Raw genomic sequence first — 11,064 nt, 5'->3', positions numbered from 1 at the left:
CCGGCGCCGGATGCCCTGTGTCACGCTCGTTCATCGCGAACGGCGACCCGAGGAGGCCCCGACGCCATGTCTGCGGACACCACGACGACGCCCGCTCCGAAAACCGGCCCTGCGTCCGCTGCGCCGCAGGCGCACCGCGTCGGACGCGCGCTGCGCGTGTTCGCGTGGCTGTCGTTCCTCGCCGAGGTGATCATCATCGGCACGGGCGGCGCGGTCCGCCTCACCGGCTCTGGGCTGGGCTGTCCGACCTGGCCGACCTGCACCGCGGACTCCCTGGTCGCCACCCCCGAGATGGGCATCCACGGCGCGATCGAGTTCGGCAACCGCCTGATGACGGGACTGGTCGGCATCCTCGCCGTCGTGGTCCTCGTGATCGTGGTCGTGCGGTACCGACGTCGCCGCCGGCTCGTCGTGCTGGCGGCCGTCGTCGTCGCCGGCGTGATCGCGCAGGCGGTCGTCGGCGGGATCACCGTCCTCACCGGCCTCAACCCCTTCATCGTCGGCTTCCACTACGTCGCCTCGCTCGCCTTGGTGGGAGTGACCGCGGGGTTCCTGGCCCTCATGGACGAGCCCCCGTCGCCTCGCGCGCGCGCCGTTCCCCGACGTCATGCGATGCTCGCCCACGTCACCTCGGCCGTCCTGGCCCTCACGATCGCGATGGGCGTGCTCACCACGGGTGCGGGCCCCCACTCGGGCGACGCCGCTGCGGGTCGCAACGGATTCGACGCCGAACTGCTCGAACACGTGCACGCCTGGCCGGGGTATGCGCTGCTCGTCCTGACCATCGCCCTCGTGGCGGCCGCCGTCCGCGCGCGGCGCACCGCACCGCGCCTGCTGCGCTGGTCGGTCGCCCTGCTGATCGTCGAGGTCGTGCAGATCGGCGTCGGCCTCTACCAGGCGCGCAACGGTCTTCCCGAGTTGGCGGTCGGTGCGCACATGGTGCTGGCGGCCGTCGCCGTCGCGGTCATGACCGTCGTGGTGATCCGTCTTCGCGAGCCCGCGGCGTCCACAGCGGACGCATAGGCGGGACTGAGGGACCTCCCGACTCCCGGTGACACCGTGAGGGATGCCGCGGCGGCACATGCCGCGGCGACACCCCCCTGGTTTCGGACAGCGCTTCGAACACCGATACGAACACCGAGGAGTCACGATGACCGTTCGCCCCCGCCTGATCACCAGCATCCCGTTCTGGATCCTCATCGCCGGATCCGTCGCCACCGCCGCCACCGGCGCCGCGATCCTCGTCGACAAGCTGGGCGTGATGTCGACCACCCTCACCGACGGCACCGCGACCGGCATCGAGGTCTACGTGGGCCAGTCGCTCGCCGTCCTGGGCGCCGTGCTCATCGGCGCCGGCGCCCTCGGCATCCTGCTGGCGCTCACCGTGGCGACGGCCGCTTCGCTCCGCCCCGCCGCCCCCGGCGCGATCGCACACGGGGATGACGCCGACGCGCCCTCGAACGAGGCCGATGACGCTCTCGGGTACGAGCCGGAGCTCGGATACACCGAGGCCGAGCCGGTCGGCGCCGCACGCTGAGGCTCGCGCGGCGGCCCGCTCAGAACGGAAGGAGCGGGTCGACCGCGATGGCCACGAACAGCAGCGTGAGGTACGTGATCGACGCGTGGAACACGCGCATCGGCCGCGGCTCGGTTCCGCGCACGGCGCGGTTGTACAGCCGGTGCGACTCGTACACGAACCATCCGCCGAAGACGAGGGCGGAGGCTGTGTACACCACGCCCATGCCGCCCACCGGGATGAGCAGCAGCGAGCAGGCGACGGTGGCCCACGCGTAGAGGATGACCTGGAGCCCGACCTGGGAGCCGTCGCGGGTGGCACCCAGCATCGGCACGTCGACGTCTTCGTACTGATCCTTGTACTTCATCGACAGCGGCCAGTAGTGAGGCGGCGTCCACAGGAACACCAGTGCGAAGAGGATCACCGGCGGCCAGGCCAGCGAGCCCGTGACGGCCGTCCATCCGATGAGCACGGGGAAGCAACCGGCGATGCCGCCCCACACGATGTTCTGCTCGGTGCGGCGCTTCAGGATCATCGTGTAGACGACGACGTAGAAGAAGATCGCACCCGCCGACAGTGTCGCCGCGAGCCAGTTCGTCGTCAGCCACAGCCAGACGGTCGAGATCACCGCGAGCGTCCACGCGAAGATCAGCGCGCCACGCGGCGAGACCTCGCCGGTCACGAGCGGACGATTCACCGTGCGCTGCATGTGCGCGTCGATGTCGCGATCCAGATACATGTTGAAGGCGGCCGCCGACCCGGCGCTCAGCGATCCGCCGACGACCGTCGCGAGCACCAGCGGAAGGGACGGGAGCCCGCCCTGGGCGAGGATCATCACCGGAACGGTGGTCACCAACAGCAGCTCGAGCACGCGGGGCTTGGTGAGCGCGATGTAGGCGCGGACCGTTCGACCGAAAGAGGAGGATCGTCGCGGAGCCGAGGCGGTCGCAGAAGCCCCCGCCGTGGTCGTGATGTCCATCGCCCCCGCAATCGCCGCCTGCAGAACCACCTCAGTCTATGCCATCGCGCTCGACGGGCCGGGCCCGCATGGCCCGCGCCCGAGAGCGGGCCGACCTCACAACCGCCGGGTGCAGGGGGTGAGCGAAAAGTCACGTCGGCGACACGACGGCGTCACCTTCGGCGCGAGCCGTCGGGAAAGACTGCGTCACACAGCAGCGCACATGACGGGGCCGGTATGGCCCTTCGCTATGCTGGTACAACACGCGCGCCCCGCGCCGATTCCCCCTTCTCCAGCCGGACAAGGGCCGCGGATCCGGCCACGTCTGGGCGCTCCCTCCAAGAAAGGCGGCCCGGTGTCGGATCTGCGTTGGGATGAAATCGATCGGCGCGCGGTGGATACCGCTCGTGTGCTCGCGGCGGATGCTGTCGAGAAGGTGGGTAACGGCCACCCTGGCACGGCGATGAGCCTGGCGCCGGCGGCGTACCTGCTGTATCAGCGGGTGATGCGCCACGACCCGGCCGACACGGACTGGTTGGGTCGTGACCGGTTCATCCTGTCGGCGGGTCACTCGTCGCTGACGCAGTACGTGCAGCTGTATCTGGGTGGTTTCGGGTTGGAGCTGGATGATCTGAAGGCGCTGCGGACGTGGGGGTCGCTCACGCCGGGTCATCCGGAGTTCGGACACACCAAGGGTGTGGAGATCACCACGGGCCCGTTGGGTCAGGGTCTGGCCTCGGCGGTCGGGTTCGCGTACGCGGCCCGGTACGAGCGGGGCCTGTTCGACCCGGAGGCGCCGGCGGGGCAGTCCCCGTTCGATCACTTCGTGTATGTGGTGGCCGGTGACGGGGACCTGCAGGAAGGCGTCACGAGTGAGGCGTCGTCGTTGGCGGGTCACCAGCAGCTGGGGAACCTGATCGCGATCTACGACTCCAACCAGATCTCCATCGAGGACGACACCAACGTCGCGTTCACCGAGGACGTCGCCGCCCGGTACGAGGCGTACGGGTGGCAGGTGCAGACGGTGGATTGGAAGAAGTCCGGCGAGTACGTCGAGGACGTCGCCGAGCTGCACGCCGCGATCGAGGCCGCGAAGGCCGAGACGGGCAAGCCGTCGCTGATCGTGCTGCGCACCATCATCGGGTGGCCCTCGCCGGGCAAGCAGAACACCGGCAAGATCCACGGCTCCGCGCTGGGCGCGGACGAGCTGGCCGCGACCAAGACCGTGCTCGGGTTCGACCCGGAGCAGTCCTTCGTCGTCGCCGACGACGTCCTCACCCACACCCGTTCCCTGGCAGAGCGTGCCGCCCAGGCGCGCGCCGCCTGGCAGGAGACGTTCGACGCGTGGGCGGAGGCGAACCCGCAGCGCAAGGCGCTGCTGGACCGTCTCGAGGCGGGCGAGCTGCCCGAGGATGTCGCATCCGCGCTTCCCTCGTTCGAGGCGGGCAAGGACGTGTCGACCCGTGCCGCGTCGGGTGTGGTCATCAACGCCCTGGCCGCGGAACTGCCGGAGCTGTGGGGAGGGTCGGCGGACCTCGCCGAGTCGAACCTGACCACGATCAAGGACGCGGCCTCCTTCATCCCCGCCCAGTGGTCCACCCACGAGTGGTCCGGGGACCCGTACGGTCGGGTGCTGCACTTCGGCATCCGCGAACACGCGATGGGCGCGATCGTCAACGGCATCACCCTGCACGGTCCGACGCGTCCGTTCGGCGGCACGTTCCTGATCTTCAGCGACTACATGCGCCCCGCCGTCCGGCTGGCCGCGCTGATGAACATCCCCTCGATCTTCGTATGGACCCACGACTCCGTCGCACTCGGTGAGGACGGACCCACCCACCAGCCCGTCGAGCAGCTCGCGACGCTGCGCGCGATCCCCAACTTCGCCGTGGTCCGCCCCGCGGACGCGAACGAGACCGCCGCGGCCTGGCTGGAGATCCTCCGCCGCCAGGACGGACCCGCCGGCATCGCCCTGACCCGCCAGAACATCCCCGTGTTCCCCCGCGGAGAAGGCGCCGCCGCCGGCGACGTGTTCGCCTCCACCGCCGGCGTCGCCAAGGGCGCATACGTCCTCGCCGAAGCACCCAACGGCACCCCGGACGTGATCCTCATCGCCACCGGCTCCGAAGTCCAACTCGCCATCACCGCACGCGAGACCCTCGCCGCCGACGGGATCAACGCCCGCGTGGTCTCAGCCCCCTCGCTCGAATGGTTCGACGAGCAGGACCCCGCCTACCGCGAAAGCGTCCTCCCCGCCGCCGTCAAAGCACGCGTGTCCGTCGAAGCCGGCTCCGCGCTCACCTGGCGCGGCATCGTCGGCGACACCGGACGCACCATCGCCATCGACCACTTCGGCGCCTCCGCGGACTACAAGACCCTGTTCCACAAATTCGGCATCACCGCCGACGCCGTCGTCCAGGCGGCACGCGAAACCCTCGAGGAGAACGCATGACCACCCCCACCGAACAGCTGGCCGCCGAGGGCGTCAGCATCTGGCTGGACGACCTCTCCCGCGACCGCATCACCACGGGCAACCTCGCGACCCTGATCGCCGAGCGCAACGTCACCGGAGTGACCACGAACCCGACGATCTTCCAGGGTGCGATCAGCAGCGGCGCCGACTCGTACGCCGCGCAGATCACCGAGCTGGCTGGCCGGGGCGCCTCGGTCGACGACGCGATCTTCGCCGCGACGACCGACGACGTCCGTGACGCCGCCGACGTCTTCCGGCCGGTCTTCGACCGCACCGGCGGCGTCGACGGGCGCGTGTCGATCGAGGTCTCCCCCGACCTCGCGCACGACACCGCCGCAACTGTCGCCTCGGCGAAAGAGCTGTGGGCGAAGGTCGACCGGCCCAACGTGCTGATCAAGATCCCCGCGACGAAGGCGGGCCTGCCCGCCATCACCGAGGTGATCGGGGCCGGCATCAGCGTCAACGTCACGCTGATCTTCAGCCTGGAGCGCTACGCAGACGTCATCGAGGCCTACCTCGCCGGCGTCGAGAAGGCTCAGGCGGCCGGTCACGACATCTCGACCCTCCACTCCGTGGCGTCGTTCTTCGTCTCCCGCGTGGACACCGAGGTCGACAAGCGCCTCACCGCCATCGGCACCGACGAGGCGACCGCACTCAAGAGCAAGGCCGGCGTCGCCAACGCCCGCCTCGCGTACGAGCTGTTCGAGCGCGAGTTCGCGACCGATCGCGCGAAGGCGCTCCTTGCCGACGGCGCGAACGTGCAGCGCCCGCTGTGGGCCTCGACCGGCGTCAAGGACCCGTCCCTGCCCGACACCCTGTACGTCACCGAGCTCGTCGCCCCCGGCACCGTCAACACCATGCCCGAGAAGACGCTCGAGGCGACCTTCGACCACGGCCGCATCACGGGCGACACCGTCACCGGCAACTACGCGGACGCGCACGACGTGTTCGACCGCCTGGCCGCCGTCGGCGTCGACCTCACCGACGTCACGCAGGTGCTCGAGGACGAGGGCGTCGAGAAGTTCATCGCCTCGTGGCACGATCTCCAGGCGACCGTCGCCACGGCGCTCGGCGCGGGTTCCGAGACGGCTCGATGAGCTTCCGCATCCACCTGACCGGCCACGTGAAGTCGGTCGTCGACGAGACCCTCCCGGGACTCGTGGCCGACCTCGTGGCCTCGGGCGTCACGGCGGCGGACCCCACGCTGTGGGGTCCCGCCGCGGAAGACGAGGCCTCTCGGCGTCTGGGCTGGGTCCAGGCGGTGAGCGTTTCGCGCCCCCTGGTGGATGAGATCCGGCGCCTGCGCGCCGACCTGGCCGCTCGCGGCGTGACGCGAGTCGTGCTGGCGGGAATGGGCGGGTCGTCTCTGGCGCCCGAGGTGATCGCGCAGACGTCCGGCGCGCCCCTCGTGATCCTGGACTCCACGTCGCCCGCCCAGGTGCTCGCCGCGATCGACGGCGACACCTCGTCGGGCGGCCTGGACCGCACCGTCCTGGTGGTCGCCTCCAAATCGGGTTCCACGGTCGAGACCGACTCGGCCCGTCGCGCCTTCGAGGCCGCCTTCCGCGACCTGGGCATCGACCCGCACGAGCGGATCGTGGTGGTCACCGACCCGGGTTCGCCCCTGGACTCCTCCGCTCGCGAAGCGGGCTACCGCGTCTTCAACGCGGACCCCGACGTGGGAGGGCGCTACTCGGCGCTCACCGCGTTCGGACTCGTGCCGGCAGGGCTCGCCGGGGTCGACATCGACGAGCTCCTCGACGAAGCGGAGGCCACGCTTCTCGAGGTGGCCATCGACAGCCCCGACAATCCCTCGCTCGTGCTCGCGGCCGCCATCGCCGGGGGCAGCCTGCGCCGAGACAAGCTGGGTCTCGTCACCGACGGCACGCACGTCGTGGGCCTTCCCGACTGGATCGAGCAGCTCGTGGCCGAGTCCACGGGCAAGGAGGGAACCGGCATCCTTCCCGTCGTGCTCCTTCCCGTCTCACCCGAGCTGGAAGCGCGCCCCGACGACCTGCAGATCCTCCGCCTGGTCGACGATGCCGGGGCGTTCCACCTCTTCGAGCACCACGAGGACGAGATCCTCGTCAGCGGGTCGCTCGGGGCGCAGTTCATCGTTTGGGAGTACGCCACCGCCATCGCCGGGCGGATCCTGGGCATCAACCCGTTCGACCAGCCCGACGTCGAGTCCGCGAAGGATGCCGCACGAGGACTTCTCGAGGCCACGCCCGAGCCCACCGCACCGGTCTTCGTCGAGAACGGTGTCGAGGTGCGCGTCTCTGACCCCGCACTCGCCGAGTCCGGCACCATCGCCGGTGTGCTCGACAGCCTGTGGTCCCGGCTCAGCCCGACCGGCTACGTCGCCGTGCAGGCCTATGTCAATCGCCTCGAACTGCCGCAGCTGCAGGGCCTGCGCGAGATGGTCGCCGCCGACTCCGGCCGCCCCACGACGTTCGGCTGGGGACCGCGGTTCCTGCATTCGACGGGCCAGTACCACAAGGGCGGTCCGGCCGAGGGAGTCTTCCTGCAGATCCTCGAACGCACCGACGTCGACCTCGAGATCCCCGGACGGCCCTTCACGTTCGGGCAGCTCATCGAGGCGCAGGCGGCCGGCGACGCCGTCGTCCTCGCCGAAGGACACGGCCGCCCCGTCGTCTCACTCACGCTGACAGATCCCCAGATCGAAGTGCTCTCGCTCTTCGAAGCAGCCCAGTAGGAGCCTCTCCCCCATGACCGTCGAGATCCCCGGATCGAGCGCGGCCGCGCAGCGGCCGCCCGTAGAGATTTCCCGCGGGAGCAACCCGCTTCGCGACCCCGAAGACCGCCGCCTCAACCGCATCGCCGGCCCGAGCGCGCTCGTCATCTTCGGCGTCACCGGTGACCTGTCCCGCAAGAAGCTGATGCCCGCGGTGTACGACCTCGCCAATCGCGGGCTGCTGCCCCCCGGCTTCGCCCTGGTGGGCTTCGCTCGCCGTGACTGGGAGGACCAGGACTTCGCGCAGGTCGTGCACGACGCCGTCCGCCAGCACGCCCGCACGGAGTTCCGCGACGAGACCTGGCAGCAGCTGCTGCAGGGGATCCGGTTCGTCTCGGGCGAGTTCGGCGACCCCGAGGCGTTCGCTCGCCTGCGCGACACCGTCGAGAAGCTCGACGCGGAGCGCGGCACCATGGGCAACCACGCCTTCTACCTCTCGATCCCGCCGAAGGACTTCCCCCAGGTGGCCGAGCAGCTGAAGGCATCCGGCCTGGTCGACGACACCGCCGATCGCCCCGAGCGCTGGCGCCGCGTGGTGATCGAGAAACCGTTCGGGCACGATCTCGACTCGGCGCGCTCGCTCAACGACGCCCTGCGCTCGGCGTTCCCCACCGACTCGATCTTCCGCATCGACCACTACCTCGGCAAGGAGACGGTGCAGAACATCCTCGCCCTCCGTTTCGCCAACGAGCTGTACGAGCCGATCTGGAACCGCAACTACGTCGACCATGTGCAGATCACCATGGCCGAGGACATCGGCGTGGGCGGTCGCGCCGGTTACTACGACGGCATCGGCGCCGCGCGCGATGTCATCCAGAACCACCTGCTCCAGCTGATGGCGCTCACCGCCATGGAAGAGCCCATCAGCTTCGACGCGAAGGACCTGCGGGCCGAGAAGGAGAAGGTGCTGGCGGCGGTCACCCTTCCCGAGGACCTCGGCCGCTCCACGGCCCGCGGGCAGTACGACGGCGGCTGGCAGGGCGGCGAGAAGGTGCTCGGCTTCCTCGAGGAGGACGGGATGAACCCCGAATCCACCACAGAGACGTATGCCGCCATCACCCTCGAGGTCAACACCCGCCGCTGGGCGGGAGTGCCCTTCTATCTGCGCACCGGCAAGCGGCTGGGCCGCCGCGTCACCGAGATCGCCGTCGTGTTCAAGTCGGCCCCCGAGATGCTGTTCTCGCGCAGCCAGACGCTGGGTCAGGGGCAGAACGCCCTGGTCATCCGCGTCCAGCCCGACGAGGGCGTCACCATCCGCTTCGGGTCCAAGGTGCCCGGTGCCGGCGCGCAGGTACGCGACGTCACGATGGACTTCGGCTACGGACACGCCTTCACCGAGGCCAGCCCCGAAGCCTATGAGCGCCTCATCCTCGACGTGCTCCTGGGCGACCCACCGCTCTTCCCCCGCCACGAGGAGGTCGAGCTCTCGTGGAAGATCCTCGACCCCATCGAGAAGTTCTGGGCGGAGCAGGGCGGCCCGCTAGAGCAGTACGCTCCCGGATCCTGGGGGCCGGCATCCGCCCAGGAAATGCTCGCCCGCGACGGCCGAACCTGGAGGCGCCCGTGATCGTCGACCTGCCCGACACCACTGTCAGCAAGATCTCCCGCGCGCTGGTCAACGTGCGCGAAGAGGGCGGCGCCGTCGCCCTCGGACGCGTGCTGACCCTCATCATCATCACCCGCCAGGGCGAGATGGAGGAGGTCATCGAGGCCGCCAACGATGCCTCTCGCGAGCACCCGATGCGGGTGATCGTGCTCATGATCAACGGCGCGAAGGATGCCGCCTCCTGCCTGGACGCGCAGATCCGCGTGGGCGGCGACGCCGGCGCCAGCGAAGTCGTCACCCTTCACGCCAGCGGCGAGGCCGGGAGCTCCAACCTCGAGTCCCTCGTCACCGGTCTGCTGCTGCCCGACGCTCCCGTCGTGGTCTGGTGGCCGAACGAGACGCCGTCCGAGCCGGCCAACACCTCCATCGGGCGCATCGCCCAGCGACGCATCACCGACGCGGCCACCAAGGCCGACCCGTCGGCGTTCGTGGCCTCGCTGGGTGACAGCTACGCACCCGGCGACACGGACCTCGCCTGGACGCGGCTGACCCGCTGGCGCGAGCAGCTCGCGGCGATCCTCGACCAGCCTCCGTACGAGCCCGTGACGGGTGTCACCGTGCGCGGAGCCTCCGACTCCCCGTCGACCGCGCTGCTGGCGGCATGGCTGCGGCTCGCCCTGGACGTCCCGGTCGAGTGGGAGTACCTCTCGGCCGAGGAGTGGCCCCACGGCATCAAGTCGGTCTCGCTCGCGCGTGAGAGCGGCGAGGTCCTTCTCGAGCGCCCGACGCCGGGCGTGGCCATCCTCACCCAGCCCGGGCAGCCCAGCCATGATCTCGCGTTCCCCCGCCGGACACTCCGCGAATGCCTGGCCGAGGAGCTGCGTCGACTGGACCCCGACCTCCTGTATGGTCGAGTGATCACAGAGGGGTGGGCGCGGTTGGACCCGCCGACGACACGGGAGGCGCGGAGCTAGCAGCATGGTCGAGGAATGGGCAGAGAAGCGGGTCGTCATCGCACCCGACCCCGCGACACTGGCCGACTCGGTCGCCGCACGGTTCCTCAGCCGCGTCGCCAAACGCGTGTCGAGCGGAAGCACGGCGCACATCTCGCTGACCGGCGGGAGTATGGGATCCGCCGTCCTGGCCGCCGCCGCGCGGCACCCGAAGATCGCCGAGATCGACTGGTCGCGCGTGCACTTCTGGTGGAGTGACGAGCGGTTCCTCCCCCGCGGCCACGCGGACCGCAACGAGACGCAGGCCCGCGCGGCGCTGCTGGACGGGCTGGACATCCCCGCGGGGAACATCCACGCCGTCGCGGCCAGCGATGAGGGGCTCGGGCTCGACCAGGCCGCAGCGGCGTACGCGGCCGAGCTGGCCGGCCACCCGTGCCGCGACCACGCGTGGCCGTCGTTCACCGTCTGCTTCCTCGGCGTCGGGCCCGACGCGCACATCGCCTCCCTCTTCCCCGACCGGCCCGAGATCCAGATCGTCGATCGCGCCGTCGTGCCGGTCCGCGACTCCCCCAAGCCGCCGCCGGAGCGCGTCACGATGACGCGACCGGTCATCAACTCCTCCAAGCGCGTGTGGATGGTGCTGTCGGGCGAGGACAAGGCGTCGGCGCTGGGTCTCGCCCTCGCCGGCGCGAGCTACGTCAATGTGCCCGCCGCCGGGGCGAAAGGACGACGCCGCACGGTGTTCTTCGTCGACGAGGCAGCCGCCTCGAAGGTGCCACCGGAACTCATCGACCGCGAGTACTGAGTCCGGGGCACCCGAGACCGCGTCAGACGAAAAAGAGAGCGGATGCCGCAGCATCCGC

Annotated in this window: 9 protein-coding genes; 8 read left to right on the top strand and 1 reads right to left on the bottom strand. The window is 70.2% G+C overall.

Features of this window, described 5'->3' with window-relative positions:
- The first annotated feature begins 66 nt into the window (after nt 1-66).
- Both NFR93_RS01415 and NFR93_RS01410 read left to right on the top strand, forming a co-directional pair.
- Nucleotides 67-1,023, top strand: coding sequence for a COX15/CtaA family protein (locus NFR93_RS01415; protein WP_251449550.1), 957 nt, complete (start codon nt 67-69; stop codon nt 1,021-1,023).
- 127 nt (nt 1,024-1,150) lie between these two features.
- A complete protein-coding gene (locus NFR93_RS01410; protein WP_251449549.1) occupies nt 1,151-1,537 on the top strand; it encodes a dinucleotide-utilizing enzyme in 387 nt (128 codons plus the stop codon).
- A 19-nt stretch (nt 1,538-1,556) separates the two neighbouring features.
- On the opposite strand, the gene NFR93_RS01405 is transcribed toward NFR93_RS01410, so the two are convergent.
- Nucleotides 1,557-2,495 (bottom strand): heme o synthase, encoded by a 939-nt coding sequence (locus NFR93_RS01405; RefSeq protein ID WP_251449548.1) that lies wholly within the window; start codon nt 2,493-2,495, stop codon nt 1,557-1,559.
- Nucleotides 2,496-2,829: 334 nt separating this feature from the next.
- Between NFR93_RS01405 and tkt the strand changes: the two genes are divergently transcribed.
- From tkt to pgl, 6 genes are read left to right on the top strand one after another with little or no spacing between them, the layout of a single operon-like run.
- Nucleotides 2,830-4,926, top strand: a complete 2,097-nt coding sequence (gene tkt / locus NFR93_RS01400; RefSeq protein WP_251449547.1) for a transketolase — start codon at nt 2,830-2,832, stop codon at nt 4,924-4,926.
- Nucleotides 4,923-6,044: a transaldolase gene (gene tal / locus NFR93_RS01395; RefSeq protein WP_251449546.1), complete on the top strand. Its 1,122-nt coding sequence runs from the start codon at nt 4,923-4,925 to the stop codon at nt 6,042-6,044. Before tkt ends, tal begins: the two co-directional genes overlap by 4 nt.
- Nucleotides 6,041-7,663, top strand: coding sequence for a phosphoglucose isomerase-related protein (locus NFR93_RS01390; RefSeq protein WP_251449545.1), 1,623 nt, complete (start codon nt 6,041-6,043; stop codon nt 7,661-7,663). The genes tal and NFR93_RS01390 overlap by 4 nt, the downstream gene beginning before the upstream one ends.
- A gap of 13 nt (nt 7,664-7,676) precedes the next feature.
- Nucleotides 7,677-9,269, top strand: coding sequence for a glucose-6-phosphate dehydrogenase (zwf, locus tag NFR93_RS01385; protein ID WP_251449544.1), 1,593 nt, complete (start codon nt 7,677-7,679; stop codon nt 9,267-9,269).
- A complete protein-coding gene (locus tag NFR93_RS01380) occupies nt 9,266-10,222 on the top strand; it encodes a glucose-6-phosphate dehydrogenase assembly protein OpcA (protein WP_251449543.1) in 957 nt (318 codons plus the stop codon). The genes zwf and NFR93_RS01380 overlap by 4 nt, the downstream gene beginning before the upstream one ends.
- A 4-nt stretch (nt 10,223-10,226) precedes the next feature.
- Nucleotides 10,227-11,006, top strand: coding sequence for a 6-phosphogluconolactonase (gene pgl / locus NFR93_RS01375; RefSeq protein ID WP_251449542.1), 780 nt, complete (start codon nt 10,227-10,229; stop codon nt 11,004-11,006).
- Nucleotides 11,007-11,064: the final 58 nt, after the last annotated feature.

It is taken from the genome of Microbacterium sp. Marseille-Q6648, from assembly GCF_943181415.1.
In the GTDB taxonomy this organism is placed as follows: Bacteria; Actinomycetota; Actinomycetes; order Actinomycetales; family Microbacteriaceae; genus Microbacterium.
This window is presented reverse-complemented; position numbering and strand designations above follow the sequence as displayed.